The organism is Amphritea atlantica (assembly GCA_024397875.1).
In the GTDB taxonomy this organism is placed as follows: domain Bacteria; phylum Pseudomonadota; class Gammaproteobacteria; order Pseudomonadales; family Balneatricaceae; genus Amphritea; species Amphritea atlantica_B.
Genome location: CP073345.1, coordinates 179,659 through 198,103 on the forward strand (window position 1 = coordinate 179,659; position 18,445 = coordinate 198,103).

Consider the following 18,445-nt stretch of genomic DNA (forward strand, 5'->3'; position numbering starts at 1 on the left):
CGGGATGGCCTGCAAAATATCCAAGCTGCGTGGCCGAATGCTATTATTGTCGGTACATCCCTGAAACAGAGCCGCTCTTTCCTCAGGGACGGATAACCCGGTCTCAGCCAGCGTGACGCTGCAACTGTTGAACGGTTTTCTCAGCCAGTAGCGCTATCCTGTTCGCTCCCAGATCATGATGTGGCCGGGCGGCTGACTGCAGCACGATATCCACCGTTGGCAGTTCCGGTAATCCCAGCTCTGCAGGCAGCCGATAGAGATCAGCAGGTACACAGCAGGAGGAGAGCGTGGTCACCGCCTCTCCTCGTCTGACCAGCTCAATCAGCAGCGCGCAGTTGCCGCTGATACAAGCGACTTCAAAAAGCCGTCCCTGCTTTATAAGTCCATCCACGGCTGTACTGTGAAACTTGCAATCCGGTTCCACCAGTACCAGCCTGACTGGATCATCAGGCCCAAGAAAATCAGCCGACGGGGCAACCCAGACACCTTTATCCTGCAGTAAAAGATAACCCTCCTCGGTATCCGGACGACGTGTAAGGATTGTCAGATCCAGTTCGCCTTTATCAATCAGACCGCGAAGCTGCGCCGATGAGCCAGTACGCACCTGCACCTGCAAGCCCGGCAGCTGCTTCTGAATCTCAGACAACAGTTGCGGCAACACACCGGTAACATAATCATCCGGACAGCCAAGCATGAGCGGCCGGCTTGCACCTTCAGCGGCCAGCACGCCCAGCGCTTCATCATGCAACTTCATTATTCGTCGGGCATAGCTCACCAGCTTCAGCCCGTCATCGGTCAGTTGCAGCTCCCGCCCCTCCTTCAGAAACAGCTTCTTACTGAGCTGTTCCTCCAGCCGCTTCATCTGCATGCTGACGGCTGACTGGGTACGGCACACCTGAGCGGCGGCCCGGGTGTAACTCCCGGTATCCACAACAGCGGTAAAGGTACGCAGCAGTTCATGATCTAACATCAAGGGTATTGATACCTGTTATCAGATTTATTCGTTTGTCGGACAATCAATTAAGCGCCAGACTCAGGCCTAAATCAATCGGCTTAACAAACTTATTAAACAACGGAATAAAAGGATTTTTATATGCAACTGATTATCGGTAATCACAACTATTCAAGCTGGTCTCTGCGGGCCTGGCTGCTACTGCGACACTTTGAGCTGGACTTTGAAGCGGTGCGTATCGCCCTGTTCACCCCAGGCTCAGCGGAACAGATAAAAAGCTATAATCCAGCGGGTAAAGTCCCGGTGCTCATCGATAACGGGCTGACCATCTGGGATTCACTGTCGATTTGCGAATATATCAGCGAACAGCATCTGCAGGGTAAGGGCTGGCCTGCTGATCCGGCAATGCGCGCCCATGCCCGCAGCAGCTGCGCCGAGATGCACACCGGCTTTATGGCGCTGCGCCATGCACTGCCGATGAACTGCCGCCGTACAGTGGAAAACTTTGCTATCTCAGCCGAAGTACAACAGGACATCGACCGTATCATGCAGCTATGGAGTGGCGCGCTGAATCTAAGCGCCTCAGAACAGTTCCTCTACGGTGATTTTTCCATCGCTGACGCCTTTTACGCCCCGGTGGTATTCCGCCTGACCGGCTACGGCGTCCCGCTGCCTGAGCAACTTCAAACCTACTGCGACCATATCCTTGCCCTACCCGCCTGTCAGGAATGGCTAAAGCTGGCACAACAGGAAAGCGAAGTGATAGAGGAGGAAGAGGTGTAATCGCCTCTGATTGTGCCTGGCAACACTGGCATTTCTGCCCTGAAAATGGCACATTAGCAGCCGGAGAGCGGGAAGCTCTCCGGTTTCTTTTCAAGTGACTCAACAGGGATGAATAATGAGTACTCAATCTGCATGCAATATCCAGAAAACACCTGATCAGACAGACAACCCTGATAAAGGCAGCTCAAATTCAGGTGAAGCCGCCTGCACCCCTCCACTGTATGAGGTTGTTCACATAACCGGCGAAAGAAGTCAATTCTATGCACTGACCCACCAGGCAACCGAAGAGCTTAATACAGCTTGGGGAAAAGTTCGGGACTTGATGGTCGAGTTTTCTAATCTGGTTAAAAGTGAAACCGAAGATAAAAGCTCTCCTCAATCGCAGGCAGCGCTACTGAAAAAAAGACTTGCCTGGTTAGGAAAAGCATCTGATGCGGGCTTACTGGCGCCACAGCCGGAACTCCCCCCCGAACATGCTGTCTTTGGTACACCATACGAGGTCGAGCGCAACACTAATATTCAAAGCTGTACCGCTGAACTGGGTCAGCTTAGCGCAAAGCGTAACGAACTGCGCAGCAGGATGTCATCAAATGGACAGATGTCCAGAAATAATTCAAGCCACCCCCTCACCCAATTAAAACTGGCTGAACTGGAGGTACTGGAATCTAAAATGCAGCAACTCCAAACGTTGCAGCAGGAAGATCTCTGCCACCCAACCAGTATTCTTGATGAGATTTACAGTGTCGACACACTGGTTAAAGCTGGCGGCAATGCCAGTGGAAACTTTACCATTGTTGAGTTTCAGCGATTCAGCGCTCCGGATCAACTCTACTATCTGCCACTCGATGTTATCCAGGGGCTGAATAAGCACACTTACGGCTGGATCCCGGTAAAACTCTCCTCCGCGTCCCTGCAAAGCTTTTCAACTATCAATGAAGACACCATCTCACTCTTTGCAGAGTTAATGATTGATGACTTCAAGAAACAGTTAAAGCCGGATTTCGATGTCAGCGAACTAGCCAACCTGCCCTGGTTTATCAACACCAAAGGAAACTCTTGGGAGAGCCCGACTTACAACCCCCTGAATGCGCTTCATCTGGAACTGTTCCCGAAAAAGGTCATCGAAGGTGAATTCGAGAAAGGGGGACCCGCCTTTGCCGTCTCTGCGGAGGCCCAGGCGCTTCGTTTTGCCGCCGGGGCAAACCTTGGCAAGGTTGAGTTCAAACCCTCGCAGGGAAAAATTAAACTCAGCGCCAGCGCTGAAGCAAAGTACTCGTTGTTTGAAGGTGAAGCCAGTGCAGAACTGATCCTGCCCAGTAAAGAGGGACAACAGATCTATGTCAGCTTCCGTGGCGCGGATAAACAAGAGCGCTTGATGGAATTTGGCTATATGCGCTTCGATGCCAAACTGCTGTTAAGCGTATTTGCTGGTGTTAGGGGTAATATGAATGCCAAGCTGGATATAGATGCGCAGAAACTAGTAAAGTCGTCCAGAGCAAACAGCAACGCCATCACCACACAAACCAGCCGGGAGATAGAACAGAGCGCCGGTGCAGGGATTCTGCTTATTCCTAAAGCCAAAGTCGAAACCAAAAAAATCGGTCACTGGACCGAAAAGGTAAAATCAAATGGTAAAGCTAAGGACTCCTGCGCCTGTGTTGGCTTAAGCGCGGAAGGCTTTGCCGGAGCAGAAGGAGGAGCAGCGCTAACATTGCAAACCTTATGGAAGGCCCCCAAAAGTCATCAACCATCAACCGCTGAAACAGAGGGTTTTATTCCGGAAATATCCAGCACAGAGTTTGTCGAACTGGCGAAAACCGGTTATCAGGGCTCTCTCAAAGCAGGCGTTGGTGCGGGTGGTCACCTGAAAATCAACTGGGAGGGCGGTAAGTTTATTCTCTATATCCACGCCTCTGCCGCCTGGGGACTGGGATTTTCCGGCGGATTTGAGGTCGCCGTAGATAAAGAGAACATCCTCAAAGTTTTTTATATCGTACTAGAAGCATTACAACAATCAGACTATCGGGATCTGACGTTTGTGGATGAAGAAACTTTTCTCTTGATGGCTCAAGGGCTTTATAAAGTAATGCTGCTTAAAGATGAATTACAAAACAAACTAATGAAAGAAACCCTCATAGCCTTTTTCTCCAGCGCTGATTCTGCGTTTAACGATCTAGAAATATGGTGGAGTGACCGCGTTAAAATACAAGATGAAGCCGAAGCATTAGCTAGAAATATTAATAACGACCTTTTCGTCATTAACCCAAGCATACTTCCCCCTGAAACCGTAGGTCCAATACTTTACAGTCTAAGCTTTTCCTTTATTTTTAGTTTTGAAGAAGATCAGGAAACAGCAATTATGAACATCCTTAACAAGATACACTCATGGCGTCACTTTATGCAGATTCTGAAACGGATGAGTGAAAAAGGCGATTCAGTTGACATGTACCAAAGCATGCAGCAACTTTGTTCAATCCTGGATGGCGCCCAATATCTGGAATTCATTACTTGGACCACAAATTTAAAAGTCGTCAAACCTCAACAAACCGCAGAAAACCCCAAAAAACCATTCACCCCCCTAGCACGCCCCATTGAAAAACGTAAAAACAGTAAAATTATTGCTAATATTGAATCCGCATGGAATGTCAAATTATCCTAAGCGCAATGACCGAATGCAGCTAATTTACTTTCATAGAGGACTTTATCGAGCACCTTACGCCAAACCATGGGTTATAGGGCGCATCTCCTAAATCACCTATAGCCCTTCGAATTAACACGTTAGAATTTATTTCTGTAGCTACCCCTCCTCGAAGAAGGTGATAGCTTTGAGATTCATCATCATTAAGGGTTAATTCAATAGCATGACCGGGGCCGTTTGGATTTTTTACAGGACTATATGAGTAATAATCAGGGTCATACCAATCATTCACCCATTCAGCGGCATTATTCTGCAACCCGTAAATTCCTAATTGGTTAGGTGGCAGCATATCAACTGGATAAGTATCTTTTAACTTACCACTATCTCGATTATATGGCTTGGTATTCCTCGGCGACTCTAAAAAACCATTATCCGTTGCATAATAAATATTCTGTCCCCTATTGCGGGCAGCAAACTCCCACTGGGCTTCAGTGGGCAGATCAAACGCATAACCAGTTAACTGACCCAGCCAGGTGCAGTAATCTTTAGCATCCTGCCACCTCCTTGTACTGGCAGGATTATCGGGTTGGAACTGAAAGCTATCCGGCCTGCGCTCCCGGACTTCAGGTTTAGGCAGTGGCTCATTATGAGCCAGAAGATAACGATCCATATCCTTAACCCGGGTTTCATATTTTGACAGCGAGTAGCTATCCAGCTCCACCGGATGGGCGGGACTGGTATCCGCCCAGTGGCTGGCATTACACATATTCTCTGTCTCGCGCCAGACGGGCCGTTCAGGGTCAGCATCACAGGGCATACCAAAATCCCCCATCATAAACTTACCGCCCTCAATAAATACCATATCCTCAACTGCCCGCACCGCGGTATCCAGCACCTGAACCTGCAGTTGACTATCGGCATCGGGATGTAGTTTTTGGATATTGGTGCGGATCTCCGCAATCTTTTCTGCAGACACAACATCGCTGGTAACAACGATGTCAGCTTCACTGTTACAGCCACTGAGAGCCAGAACGCAGGCGAGATAGATAAAGGATACAGACTGAGATAGTCGAGTCAGAGTGGGCATTAATTCATCCTTGTTGCCGGGGTCCATTTACACGCAAAAGCATACATCAGCGATCCTCTACAGACCAGCCATAAACACATAATTGTAATATGAGTGAATCAGAACATCGTCATCATCAATAGAATGAATAAAGTATGTGCATGACATCGCTTTATGCAGATTTTTAACCGGATGTGTGAAAAAGGACGCCTGTCAGGAATGGCTGAAGCTGGCACAACAGGAAAGCGAAGTGATAGAGGAGGAAGAGGTGTAACACAGTGGCTCGTTATTAGACACGCTCCGCGCTTGCGAGTAGCCAGAAAAAAACCGCCTGTTTTGGCGGTTTTTGATTTTTCTAGCGCGTCGCGTAGCAACGTCTGGCCGCTAGTAACTGCCTTGTAAACGCTAGAGGCGTTTTACAGACCGTAAGTATCAGCCATATCTTCCAGAGAAACCGGTACGATCTTATCTGCATGACCGGCAGTACCGAATGCTTCATAACGAGCAATACAGATGTCGCTCATCGCATCCATAGTCACTTTAAGGAATTTACGCGGGTCGAATTCTGACGGATTCTGTGCAAGGAAGCGACGTACCGCGCCAGTGGATGCCAGACGCAGATCGGTATCGATATTGACCTTACGCACACCGTGCCTGATCCCCTCTACGATCTGCTCAACCGGCACACCGTAGGTCTCAGGAATTTCACCCCCGAACTCGTTGATAATCGCCAGCCACTCCTGTGGAACAGAAGAGGAACCGTGCATCACCAGGTGAGTATTCGGGATGCGATCGTGGATCGCTTTAATACGATCAATCGCCAGAATATCGCCGGTTGGCGGACGGGTAAACTTATAAGCACCGTGGGAGGTACCGCAGGCAATTGCCAGCGCATCGACACCGGTTTTAGCAACAAAGTCAGCCGCCTCTTCAGGGTCGGTCAACATCTGCTCGTGGGACAGCGTGCCCTCAGCGCCAACACCGTCTTCTTCACCGGCCTGGCCGGTTTCCAGAGACCCCAGACAGCCCAGCTCGCCTTCAACGGAAACACCGCAGGCGTGTGCCATCTCCACGGTACGACGGGTTACATCAACGTTATATTCGTAGTCAGAGGGTGTCTTACCATCCGCTTTCAGGGAACCATCCATCATCACGGAGGAGAACCCCATCGCGATAGACCGCTGACAGATTGCCGGCGAGGTACCGTGATCCTGGTGCATACACACAGGGATATGCGGAAACTCAGCGATTGCCGCCAGAATCATATGGCGCAGGAAGTTGGACCCCGCATATTTACGGGCGCCAGCAGATGCCTGAACAATAACCGGAGAGTTAGTCTTGTCCGCCGCTTCCATGATCGCGCGCATCTGTTCCAGATTGTTTACGTTAAACGCCGGGATACCATAGTCGTTCTCTGCTGCATGATCCAGCAACTGACGCATACTGATAAGAGCCATATGTTCACCTTTTGAAATTGTCAGACCGGTTTGCGATCTTGAACTCTATAGTTAGCAGCACGTACAACGGCTGCTATTTAAATAATGTTTTAATTAAGCACGTGACTCGAGCATCGCCACCGCAGGGAGTACTTTTCCTTCAACAAACTCGAGGAAAGCGCCACCGCCGGTAGAGATATAAGATACCTGCTCAGCAATTCCATACTTATCCACAGCCGCCAGGGTGTCTCCACCGCCGGCAATAGAAAAGCCTTTATTCTCAGCGATCGCCATCGACAGCGCTTTAGTGCCTTCGCCAAACTGATCAAACTCAAAGACACCGACCGGTCCGTTCCAGATAATCGTGCCAGCTTCTTTCAACAGTTCTGCAAGATCCGCTGCTGACTGTGGGCCAATATCCAGAATCATATCATCTTCAGCAACTTCATCGACCAGCTTAACCGTCGCGACAGCGGTTTCTGCAAACTCAGTTGCCACTACCACATCGACCGGCAGTGGAATATTCACCTTTTCCATCAGCGCTTTCGCGGTAGGAATCAGGTCATGTTCACACAGTGATTTACCCACCGGTTTGCCCGCGGCTGCCAGGAAAGTATTGGCAATACCACCACCAACAATCAGTTGATCTACTTTATCTGACAGGGATTCCAGTACGGTCAGTTTAGTTGAAACTTTAGAACCACCGACGATGGCAGCCATGGGCCGGGCCGGTTTATCCAGCGCCTTGGCCAGTGCGTCCAGTTCACCGGCCAGCAATGGGCCAGCACAGGCAACCGGGGCAAACTTAGCCACCCCATGGGTGGAAGCCTGAGCGCGGTGCGCGGTACCAAACGCATCCATGACATAGATATCACAGAGCGCAGCCATCTTCCTGGACAGCGCCTCATCGTCTTTCTTCTCACCAACATTGAAGCGAACATTTTCCAGCAGCACAACATCGCCTTCAGCAACCTCGAAACCACCCTCGAGCCATGCCTTAATCAGCGGCACTTCACGTCCCAGCAAACTGCTCAGGTGGGTAGCAACCGGCGCCAGGGAACTGGCTTCATCATACTCGCCCTCCGCAGGACGCCCCAGGTGAGACATCAGCATCACCTTAGCACCCGCAGCCAGGGCATGCTTTATAGTTGGCAGCGAAGCACGGATACGGGCATCGCTGGTGACCTTACCATCCTTAACGGGCACATTGAGATCTTCACGGATCAGAACACGCTTGCCCTTCAGATCCAGTTCGGTCATTTTCAATACGCTCATACTATTTCCTGCTTTGTAGTCTAAAAATGTAAGGTATCGTCTTCGAAGACCATACCCTGAAATTATATCCGGAGCTGTCTCAATCAGGCTGGCAGTTTAACCATCCCTGCGCGACATCCAGCATGCGATTGGCAAAGCCCCACTCATTATCAAACCAGCACATCAGTTTTATCATGTTGCCACCACTGACGCGGGTCTGCGTACCATCAACGATCCCTGAACGGGAATCGCGATTGAAGTCTACCGATGCATGTGGCTCTTCGGTATACCCCAAAAGACCCTTTAACGGTCCGTCTGCAGCGCGCTGCAGGATCTGATTAACCTGAGCCGCATCGGTCTCCCGGGAGACATTGAGCGAGATATCCAACAATGACACATTGATGGTTGGCACCCGCACATGCAGCGACTCAAAACGACCCGCCAGCTCGGGCAACAATCGGTCGATACCGCGATTAAGTCCGGTATTAACCGGAATAATCGATTGCATGGCACTCCGTGTGAGGCGCAGATCGGTCTGATGATAGCTGTCGATCACCGGCTGATCATTCATCGCCGAGTGAATCGTGGTGGTTAATCCGCTGATAATACCCAGTTCCCGGTGCAGCAGATCCAGAATCGGCACAATACAGTTAGTCGAACAGGAGCCTGCCGCAACAATCGTATGCTCTGCAGCCAGCAACTGCTGGTTAAAGCCGTAGATAATCGTCGCATCGACATCACTGCCGGCTGGCTGTGAGAAGAGGAGTTTTTTAGCGCCACTATCGAGATGTTGCTGGGCGGTCAGCCGGTCACTGAATGAACCGGAACACTCCAGCACCAGATCGATATCCATCGCCTGCCAGGGCATCGCCGACGACCGGGCTTCGTTGAGCACCCGGATCGCATCGCCATTGATCAGCAGCTCACGACCGTTATGCTCTACCGGCAGCGGAAAACGGCCGTGGGTGGTGTCATAGCGGGTCAGATAGGTGACCGTTTCGATATCAGACAGCTCATTAATCGCTACAATCTGTAACTGATCACGGTAGCCACACTCATAGATCGCCCGCAGGACACTCTGCCCGATACGGCCATAACCATTTATTGCAACCCGATACGCCATACGACCTCGTTAAACAAAAAGGCCAACTGATACAGCTGGCCTTTTTATACGCCTGAACTTACAGAACAGACTTCACTTTTTCGACTACGTTGTCGACGGTAAAGCCAAACAGCTTAAACAGATCGCCCGCCGGAGCAGACTCACCGAAACTGGTCATACCGACGATAGCACCGTTAAGACCCACATACTTGTACCAGAAGTCAGCCTGAGCCGCTTCAACCGCAACCCGCGCAGTGATATTAGCAGGCAGTACCGCTTCACGGTATTCAGCATCCTGCTTATCAAACAGATCGGTAGATGGCATAGAGACGACACGAACCTGTTTACCCTCGGCTTCCAGCGCTGCGGCAGCATCCATCGCCAGACCCACTTCAGAGCCGGTGGCGATCAGAATAGCATCGGGAGTGCTGGCCGTGTCGCGCAGGATATATCCGCCGCGAGCAATATTCGCCAGTTGCTCATCGTTGCGCTGCTGATGTGGCAGGTTCTGCCGGGAGAAGATCATCGCCGTCGGGCCATCGGCACGCTCCAGGGCAGCCTTCCACGCAACGGCAGATTCAACCGCATCCGCCGGACGCCAGGTGCTCATGTTCGGGGTGTGACGCAGATTAGCGATCTGCTCAACTGGCTGATGGGTCGGACCATCTTCACCCAGACCGATAGAGTCATGGGTATACACATGAATCGCGCGCAGCTTCATCAGCGCCGCCATCCGCAGGGCGTTACGGGCGTATTCCATAAATACCAGGAAGGTTGCACCGTAAGGAACAAAGCCGCCGTGCAGGGCGATACCATTCATGATGGCGGACATACCAAACTCACGTACGCCGTAGAACAGATAGTTACCCGATGCGTCATCTTTAGTTACACCTTTGCAACCGGACCACAGCGTCAGGTTAGAACCGGCCAGGTCAGCAGAGCCGCCCATCAGTTCAGGCAGCAGCGGGCCATAGGCATTGAGGGCATTCTGAGACGCTTTGCGGGAGGCGATCGTCTCACCTTTCTCCTGCAGTTCTTTGATATAGGCATCGGCTTTTTCAGAGAAATCAGCCGGCAGCTGACCGGTATAACGACGGATCAGCTCGCGGGCTTCCGCAGGGTAAGCTTTGCTGTACTCAGCAAAACGTTCTTCCCAGTCATTTTCCAGAACCGCACCGGATTCCAGTCCATTCCACTGGGCAGCGATATCTTCAGGGATAACAAAAGCTTCATGTTCCCAGCCCAGCTGTTTACGGGCCAGAGCAATCTCTTCATCGCCCAGAGGTGCACCGTGGCAATCCTCTTTACCCTGCTTGTTAGGCGAACCGAAACCGATGATGGTTTTGCAGCAGATCAGCGTCGGCTGATCCTCATTGTCCTGGGCCGCTTCAATGGCAGCTTTAATCTGCTCAGCATCGTGACCGTCAACCGCCGGGATCACCTGCCAGCCATAGGCTTCGAAGCGCTTAGGGGTATCGTCAGTGAACCAGCCGTCGACCTCGCCATCGATAGAGATGCCGTTATCATCGTAGAACGCGATCAGCTTGCCCAGTCCCAGCGTACCCGCCAGCGAGCACGCTTCGTGGGAGATGCCTTCCATCAGACAGCCATCACCCAGGAATACGTAGGTGTGGTGATCGATAATCTCATGACCTTCGCGGTTAAACTGTGCCGCCATCGATTTTTCAGCAATGGCAAAGCCCACCGCATTGGTGATCCCCTGGCCCAGCGGACCGGTGGTGGTTTCAACACCCGGCGCATAACCATATTCGGGATGACCGGCTGTCCGGGAGTGCAGCTGACGGAAGTTTTTGAGGTCCTCAATTGAGAGGTCGTAACCGGTCAGGTGCAGCAGACTGTAGATCAGCATTGAACCGTGACCGTTCGACAGAACAAAACGGTCGCGATCCAGCCAATGCGGGTTTGCCGGATTATGTTTCAGGAAATCATTCCATAATACTTCAGCGATATCCGCCATACCCATCGGGGCACCAGGGTGACCGGATTTAGCCTTTTGGACAGCATCCATACTGAGGGCACGAATTGCATTGGCAAGTTCTCTACGCGAGGACATTCATTCACTCCAGGGCCGAACAAGCCCAAGTTGAGATTAAAAAGTGTTTGATGCAGCAGTGATATCTCTTGTGAAGATAGTTAAAGCCAGCACCGATAAAAAAATAGGCGGCTATTTTCTCGTAACCGTCCCCCAGCTTCAAATCTATTTCAGAGAAATTTGATGAAAATGAGTGGATTTCATCTAAAAAAGCAAAAAAATCATCTAAAACAGGAATACCGCCCATGCAATCATGACGCAAGACGATTAAAATACCTGTCATTCTTATACCCGGGCCATCGGTCCGATGCCATATTTAATTCCCTAACGTTAGGATTGAAGACGCGTAATGAGCGAATACAGCCTGTTTACTTCGGAGTCTGTCTCCGAAGGCCATCCTGATAAGATCGCAGATCAGATCTCTGATGCGGTTCTTGACGCAATTATTGCTGAAGACAAATACGCCCGTGTGGCCTGCGAAACCATGGTTAAAACCGGTGTAGCAATTGTTTCCGGCGAGATCACAACCTCTGCATGGGTCGATCTGGAGGCACTGGTTCGCGGCGTTATCTGCGATATCGGTTACACCTCATCAGACGTTGGCTACGACGGCGCCACCTGCGGCGTCCTCAACATCATTGGCAAGCAATCACCCGATATCAACCAGGGTGTGGACCGCGCTAAACCTGAAGATCAGGGTGCCGGTGACCAGGGCCTGATGTTTGGCTATGCCAGCAACGAGACCGATGTCCTGATGCCCGCGCCAATCTGCTACGCTCACCGTCTGGTTGAGCGTCAGGCTGAAGCGCGCAAGTCCGGCCTGCTGCCGTGGCTTCGTCCGGATGCCAAGAGTCAGGTCACCTTCCGTTATGAAAACGGTCAGCCGGTTGGTATCGATGCGGTGGTTCTGTCGACTCAGCACAACCCGGAAGTATCCATGGCGGATCTTCAGGAAGCGGTGATGGAACTGATCATCAAGCACACCCTGCCTGCCGAGTGGATCGACAAGAGCACTAAGTTCCATATCAATCCAACCGGCAAGTTCGTTATCGGTGGACCGGTGGGCGACTGCGGCCTGACCGGACGTAAAATCATCGTCGACACCTACGGCGGCATGGCCCGTCACGGTGGCGGTGCGTTCTCCGGTAAAGACCCGTCAAAAGTCGACCGTTCAGCCGCTTACGCCGGTCGTTATGTTGCGAAAAACATCGTCGCGGCAGGCCTGGCCGATAAGTGTGAAATCCAGGTTTCCTATGCTATCGGCGTGGCTGAACCGACCTCTGTATCGATCAATACCTTCGGTACCGGCAAGATCTCTGATGCCAAGATCATTGAACTGATACACAACCACTTCGATCTGCGTCCACATGCGATTACCCGGATGCTGGATCTGCTGCACCCGATGTACCGTCCGACAGCGGCCTACGGTCACTTCGGTCACGATCCGTATGAGATGACAGTGGGTAACGATACCTTTACCGCCTACTCCTGGGAAAAAACCGATAAAGCTGACGAACTGCGCGCTGCAGCGGGCCTGTAAGCATTTATTAATATCGGACAGACAAACAAGGCCGGATGAAAATCCGGCCTTTTTTATGCCCGGCAGACGGCGGCACTTAACAGATCAGTAATCCCTCTAACTGATCCGGCGATGACCATGGCATAATAGCGTTTCCAGCAGCACAACTGATTGACAGAGACAATGAGAATCCCCCGTTTTTACGAACCTCAGCCACTCGCTGAAGGCAGCGAAACCGACCTTAGCGACAACGTGGTCCAGCATGTTTCCCGGGCACTGAGAATGCGTCCCGGCGATCCACTCATCCTGTTCAATGGCGATGGGCTGGAGTATTCCGCCGAACTGACTACCGTTGCCAAGCGCAACGCAACCGTCCGCATAACCGGTTCGGCTCAGCCGCGTCGGGTTTCCCCCTTACATGTGACTGTCGGTCAGGCGGTCTCCCGGGGAGAACGCATGGATTACGCGGTCCAGAAAGCCACTGAGCTGGGGATGAATCAGCTGGTGCCACTGTTTACTGAGCGCTGCGAAGTTCGCCTCAATAACGAGCGTCAGGATAAACGCCGTCAGCACTGGCAGCAGGTTGCCATCAGCGCCTGCGAACAGAGCCTGCGTTGCGATCTGCCGGAGATCAGTGAGCCCCGATCGCTGAACGACTGGATCGATACCGTTGAGGCGGACCTTAAACTGGTACTGCATCACCATACCGAACGCCCCCTGGGTGACTTCGCAAAGCCGGGGTCGGTGGCGCTGCTGATCGGCCCGGAAGGCGGACTGAGTGAAACCGAAGTACAACTAGCGCTGTCCAAAGGGTTTAAGCCGGTGGCCTTTGGCCCGCGGGTTTTCCGCACGGAAACGGCTCCGGTTGCCGCGCTTTCGGTGCTGCAGTATTTATGGGGTGACCTGGGCTAAACCGGGGGACAACAGTAATACTGGTGATGACCAGAGCAGGCAGGTAGAATCCCCTTAATCAAAAGATTAACAAGGCAATTCGATGACAGTAAAAGTCGGCATTGTGATGGACCCAATTGAGTCTATCAGCTACAAAAAAGACAGCTCTCTGGCGATGCTCTGGGCCGCACAGAATAAAGGCTGGGAACTCTGGTATATGGAGCAAAAGGACCTTTACCTCAAGGATGGTAAAGTCCTGGCAAAGATGGCGCCTCTCACGGTCGATATGAATCCGCAGAAGTGGTTTGAGCGGGGCGAGTATCAGGTTGAGGAAGTTTGCACCCTCGACGTTGTACTGATGCGCAAAGATCCGCCTTTCGATAACGAGTTTATCTACACCACTCACCTGCTGGAGCTCGCTGCGGCACAGGGCAACACCCTGATGGTTAACCGGCCACAGGCGTTGCGGGACTATAACGAGAAGATCTTCGCCACTCACTTCCCACAATGCTGTCCTCCGGTGCTGGTAACCCGCCGTGACGATTTGTTACGCGAATTCCATACCGAATATAAAGATGTCATTTTCAAACCACTGGATGGTATGGGCGGCACCTCAATCTTCCGCATTCAGGAACCGGGCGTAAACCTCGGTGTGATCATTGAAACCCTGACCAAGTTTGGCACTGAGACGATTATGGCGCAGAAGTATCTGCCGGAAATTGTCGACGGTGACAAACGAATCCTGATGATTGACGGTGAGCCGGTTCCCTATGGCCTGTCCCGCATCCCAACCAACGGTGAAACCCGGGGTAACCTGGCAGCCGGTGGCCGTGGTGAGGGCCGCCCCCTGACCGAGCGGGAGCAGTGGATTGCCGCGCAGGTGGGGCCGACACTGAAAGCCCAGGGCATTCTGTTTGCCGGACTGGATGTCATTGGTGATTATCTCACCGAAGTGAACGTCACCAGCCCGACCTGTATCCGCGAACTGGACGACCAGTTTGGTCTGGATATCGGCATGCAGCTGATGAATGTGATCGAAGCCAAGCTTAACCAGAGTAAAGCATAACAACGATGGTATTCTCCCCTGTTTCAGGAACATGCTATGAGTAAAGCTGTTGCCGTTGTATCTGCAGCTGACCGGCTCGGCTTCACCCTGTTTCTGGCGGTAGCAGTGCATGCCGCTGCCATTCTGGGAATCGGTTTTGCCATAGCGCCGAAGACCCCTCCGGCACAAACGCTGGAAATAACGCTGGCTCAGTTTCAAAGCGAGAAACCACCGGAAGAAGCCGACTTTATTGCTCAGGCCGATCAGCAGGGCAGCGGTCAGTTGGAGGAAAAAGCGCTGCCGGCAACCCGGGAGAAAGCCGAGTTTCAGCATCAGGACATTCAGGAAACCGCACCGCTGCAGCCGCAAACCCAGCCAACCACGGCCACCACGACGCCGACACCGGCCATCCCCACAGAGCCGGCCCCGATTGCTGAAACAACCGATCTGCAAAATGTCACAGCCGCGGAGCAAGAGGTCGTCATTACCAGCGCTAAGCAGGAGAAGCGGGTTTCTAAGCTGCCGGAAAAACATCAGCAATCGACACCTCCGCCCCCCGCCCCGGGCAGCTCGCAGTCGCTGTTATCCCGCAGCCTTGAAATTGCCAGCCTGGAAGCCCAGCTGGAGTTTCAGCGGCAGGAATATGCTAAGCGACCACGCATAAAACGCCTGACTTCGGCCGCCACTAAAAGTCATAGTGATGCAGTCTACCTGGCTAACTGGCGGCGCAAGATCGAATCAGTCGGCAACCTCAACTACCCGCAAGAAGCGCAGCGGAGCCAGCTCTATGGCAACTTACGGATGATGGTCAGCGTTTTGCCGGACGGCAATGTAAAGGAGATCCGCATTCTCCACTCCTCCGGCAACCGCATTCTCGACGATGCCGCCGTACGCATAGTGCAGCTGGCGGCACCATTCCAGAAATTCCCCGTAGAGATGCGCAAAAATACCGATCTGCTGGAAATTATCCGTACCTGGAAGTTTGAGAAAACCAGCCGGATATACTAAAAGTAAGAATGAACGCGTAAAAGAAGATATACAGTGCCGTATCTCGCTATTTCGCGTTTCAAGGGCAGGTACTTAATATGACCTCAGACTCCCCCTCTATATACACCCCCGGCAGTCTTCAGGGGCATTTTCTCATATCGATGCCGCATATGGATGATCCTAACTTTGCGCAGACGGTCATCTATATCTGCGAACATAACGAGTCTGGTGCGATGGGCATCGTTGTTAACCGTCCGATTGAGATGGATCTGGGCCAGTTACTGCAGCACCTTGAGTTCAGCGATAACAGTGATCTGACCGATCTGATTTATGCCGGAGGGCCGGTACAGAATGACCGCGGCTTCATCCTGCACCGACACACGGCGAATGAGTGGGACTCCTGCTATGACATTACCCATGAGCTGACCCTGACCACCTCGATGGATATTCTGCAGGCAATCAGTGAAAACAGTGGCCCTGAACAGTTTCTGGTGGCGCTGGGCTATGCCGGCTGGGGTCCGGGTCAGCTGGAACAGGAACTGTCTGACAATGTATGGTTAAGTTGCCCGGCTAATTTAGATATAATGTTCCGCACTCCGGCTGAAGAGCGACTTCAGGCCGCGGCTGCGACTCTGGGGATCAACCTTGATCTGTTAACCTCTCAAAGCGGCCACGCCTGATCTGCCCCCTCACCACTAACCCACTCAAAGAAACGGAATGATCACACTTTCAGGTCCAGTTATAGGCTTTGATTTCGGCACCACTCGGATAGGTATCGCTGCAGGTCAGGCCATTACCGGCACTGCCTCACCCCTGCCTCCGGTCAGTGCCCGGGATGGCGTTCCCGACTGGTCGGTGATCGAAAAGATTATCGCAGAGTGGAAACCTGCGGCCATTGTTGTTGGCATCCCCCTGAATATGGATGGCACGATCAGCGACATGTCCCGCAGAGCCCGAAAATTTGCCAACCGTCTCAAAGAACGCTGTCAGCTCCCCTGCTATCTGATTGATGAGCGGCTTTCCACCCGGGAAGCCAAGCAAATCAGTCTTTCCAGAGGTGGCAGCAGCAATTTTAAAGAAAACTCGGTTGACGGCATCGCCGCACAACTGATTCTGGAAAGCTGGTTTGAATCAGACCAGCTGATATCCAGTGAAACCCGACTGGAGGACCTTTATGGTATCGGGCGTAATTAAAGTTGATCACCTGCTGACAAACATGGCAGCAGAGCTGACAACACTGATCAAAGCACGGCAACTCGACAATCCGCTTATGATTGGTATCCATACCGGCGGGGTCTGGCTGGCAGAACATCTGCATCAGCAGCTGGCGATAGAGAGCCCGCTGGGAACACTGGATATCTCATTCTACCGTGATGATTTCAGCCGTGCGGGCCTGAACCCTAAAGTTCAGCCCTCAGCGCTGCCCTGCGCGACGGAAGATCGCCATATAATCCTGGTGGATGATGTGATCATGAGCGGACGCACCATACGGGCAGCGATGAACGAGCTGTTTGACTACGGCCGCCCCGCCTCGATTACACTGGTCACGCTACTTGATCTGAACCGTCGAGAGCTGCCGATTCAGGCGGATGTTACCGGCGATACCCTGCAACTCGCCGATGACGAGCTGGTAAAACTGACCGGACCGGTGCCACTGGCACTGGAGATCCGCAAAAAAGATAACCTCTAACCCATCGCCGGAATCTGACATGTTTGAACAACAAGATCCCAACCTGATCCAGCTAAACAGCGCCGGTCAGCTTAAACACTTTCTGACGACCGAAGGTCTGAGCCGGGAGATGCTGACCGAGATTCTCGATACAGCAGACTCATTTGTCGATATGAGCGCGCAACAGGTCAAAAAGGTTCCGCTGCTGCGGGGTAAAACTGTCGTCAATCTGTTTTTCGAGGCCAGCACCCGAACTGCCAGCACCTTTGAACTGGCGGCTAAACGCCTTTCTGCCGATGTTCTGAACCTGAATATCAAGACCTCATCAACGTCTAAAGGTGAAACCCTGAAAGACACGCTGATGACCATGGAAGCGATGCATTCCGATATGTTTGTCGTGCGTCACTCGGATAGCGGTGCAGCTCACTATATCGCCAGCAACGTAACCCCGCATGTTGCCGTGATCAATGCCGGTGACGGACGTCACGCACACCCGACTCAGGCGATGCTCGACATGCTGACCATCCGCCAGCATAAAGGCGCCTTTGAACCGCTGACCGTGGCCATTGTGGGCGATATCCTGCACTCCCGGGTCGCCCGCTCACAGATCCACGCGTTGCGCACCCTGGGCGCCAAAGAGATCCGGGTGATCGCCCCCACAACACTGCTGCCGCGGCATATAGAGGCACTGGGGGTGACGGTCTACACCGATATGTTGCAGGGCCTCAAAGATGTCGATGTGGTGATGATGCTGCGACTGCAAAAAGAGCGCATGCAGAGCGCCCTGCTGCCCAGCGAGTCTGAGTTCTACAACTTATACGGTCTCACCGAAGAAAAACTGAAACTCACCCACCCTGATTCAATTGTTATGCATCCGGGGCCAATCAACCGTGGTGTCGAGATAGAGACCTCAGTTGCCGATGGCCCTAAATCGATGATTCTGAAACAGGTGACCAACGGCATCGCCGTACGGATGGCAGTGATGTCGATGGCAATGGGTGGTCAGATGACTGAGCATCAGGCTGAGCGGGGGAGCGAATAAGGTGAAGA

General features: G+C 52.4%; 17 protein-coding genes. 10 read left to right on the forward strand and 7 right to left on the reverse strand.

Going from position 1 to position 18,445, the window contains the following annotated elements; genetic code table 11:
* Nucleotides 1-103: 103 nt before the first annotated feature.
* On the reverse strand, nt 104-970 hold the full coding sequence (locus tag KDX31_20425) for a LysR family transcriptional regulator (protein ID UTW05489.1): 867 nt from the start codon (nt 968-970) through the stop codon (nt 104-106).
* A gap of 123 nt (nt 971-1,093) precedes the next feature.
* On the opposite strand from KDX31_20425, the gene KDX31_20430 reads away from it, so the two are divergent.
* Nucleotides 1,094-1,735, forward strand: coding sequence for a glutathione S-transferase family protein (locus KDX31_20430; protein ID UTW05490.1), 642 nt, complete (start codon nt 1,094-1,096; stop codon nt 1,733-1,735).
* 115 nt (nt 1,736-1,850) lie between these two features.
* A complete protein-coding gene (locus KDX31_20435) occupies nt 1,851-4,394 on the forward strand; it encodes a hypothetical protein (GenBank protein ID UTW05491.1) in 2,544 nt (847 codons plus the stop codon).
* Nucleotides 4,395-4,413: 19 nt separating this feature from the next.
* Here the strand turns inward: KDX31_20435 and KDX31_20440 are convergent, their stop codons facing one another.
* The 6 genes from KDX31_20440 to KDX31_20465 form a co-directional block, all read right to left on the reverse strand.
* Nucleotides 4,414-5,460 carry an SUMF1/EgtB/PvdO family nonheme iron enzyme gene (locus KDX31_20440; protein UTW05492.1) on the reverse strand — a complete coding sequence of 349 codons (1,047 nt, stop codon included), beginning with the start codon at nt 5,458-5,460 and terminating at the stop codon, nt 4,414-4,416.
* Nucleotides 5,461-5,855: 395 nt separating this feature from the next.
* Nucleotides 5,856-6,896, reverse strand: coding sequence for a fructose-bisphosphate aldolase class II (gene fba, locus KDX31_20445; protein UTW05493.1), 1,041 nt, complete (start codon nt 6,894-6,896; stop codon nt 5,856-5,858).
* A 93-nt stretch (nt 6,897-6,989) separates the two neighbouring features.
* Nucleotides 6,990-8,150 carry a phosphoglycerate kinase gene (locus KDX31_20450; GenBank protein ID UTW05494.1) on the reverse strand — a complete coding sequence of 387 codons (1,161 nt, stop codon included), beginning with the start codon at nt 8,148-8,150 and terminating at the stop codon, nt 6,990-6,992.
* 79 nt (nt 8,151-8,229) lie between these two features.
* Entirely contained in the window at nt 8,230-9,252 is a 1,023-nt protein-coding gene (locus tag KDX31_20455; GenBank protein UTW05495.1) for an erythrose-4-phosphate dehydrogenase, read from the reverse strand.
* Between the two features lie 58 nt (nt 9,253-9,310).
* A complete protein-coding gene (gene tkt, locus KDX31_20460; protein ID UTW05496.1) occupies nt 9,311-11,305 on the reverse strand; it encodes a transketolase in 1,995 nt (664 codons plus the stop codon).
* A gap of 4 nt (nt 11,306-11,309) precedes the next feature.
* Nucleotides 11,310-11,567, reverse strand: a complete 258-nt coding sequence (locus tag KDX31_20465) for a hypothetical protein (protein ID UTW05497.1) — start codon at nt 11,565-11,567, stop codon at nt 11,310-11,312.
* A 66-nt stretch (nt 11,568-11,633) separates the two neighbouring features.
* Between KDX31_20465 and metK the strand changes: the two genes are divergently transcribed.
* From metK to KDX31_20505, 8 genes are all read left to right on the forward strand, one after another.
* Nucleotides 11,634-12,824 carry a methionine adenosyltransferase gene (metK, locus tag KDX31_20470; GenBank protein ID UTW05498.1) on the forward strand — a complete coding sequence of 397 codons (1,191 nt, stop codon included), beginning with the start codon at nt 11,634-11,636 and terminating at the stop codon, nt 12,822-12,824.
* A gap of 162 nt (nt 12,825-12,986) precedes the next feature.
* Nucleotides 12,987-13,715, forward strand: coding sequence for a 16S rRNA (uracil(1498)-N(3))-methyltransferase (locus tag KDX31_20475; protein UTW05734.1), 729 nt, complete (start codon nt 12,987-12,989; stop codon nt 13,713-13,715).
* 82 nt (nt 13,716-13,797) lie between these two features.
* Nucleotides 13,798-14,760 carry a glutathione synthase gene (gshB, locus tag KDX31_20480; GenBank protein ID UTW05499.1) on the forward strand — a complete coding sequence of 321 codons (963 nt, stop codon included), beginning with the start codon at nt 13,798-13,800 and terminating at the stop codon, nt 14,758-14,760.
* Between the two features lie 36 nt (nt 14,761-14,796).
* Nucleotides 14,797-15,747: an energy transducer TonB gene (locus KDX31_20485; protein UTW05500.1), complete on the forward strand. Its 951-nt coding sequence runs from the start codon at nt 14,797-14,799 to the stop codon at nt 15,745-15,747.
* A gap of 77 nt (nt 15,748-15,824) precedes the next feature.
* Nucleotides 15,825-16,406: a YqgE/AlgH family protein gene (locus KDX31_20490; protein ID UTW05501.1), complete on the forward strand. Its 582-nt coding sequence runs from the start codon at nt 15,825-15,827 to the stop codon at nt 16,404-16,406.
* Between the two features lie 37 nt (nt 16,407-16,443).
* Nucleotides 16,444-16,920 carry a Holliday junction resolvase RuvX gene (gene ruvX / locus KDX31_20495; GenBank protein ID UTW05502.1) on the forward strand — a complete coding sequence of 159 codons (477 nt, stop codon included), beginning with the start codon at nt 16,444-16,446 and terminating at the stop codon, nt 16,918-16,920.
* Nucleotides 16,901-17,416 (forward strand): bifunctional pyr operon transcriptional regulator/uracil phosphoribosyltransferase PyrR, encoded by a 516-nt coding sequence (gene pyrR / locus KDX31_20500; protein ID UTW05503.1) that lies wholly within the window; start codon nt 16,901-16,903, stop codon nt 17,414-17,416. The genes ruvX and pyrR overlap by 20 nt, the downstream gene beginning before the upstream one ends.
* 19 nt (nt 17,417-17,435) lie before the next feature.
* Nucleotides 17,436-18,437 carry an aspartate carbamoyltransferase catalytic subunit gene (locus tag KDX31_20505; GenBank protein ID UTW05504.1) on the forward strand — a complete coding sequence of 334 codons (1,002 nt, stop codon included), beginning with the start codon at nt 17,436-17,438 and terminating at the stop codon, nt 18,435-18,437.
* Nucleotides 18,438-18,445 lie beyond the last annotated feature (8 nt).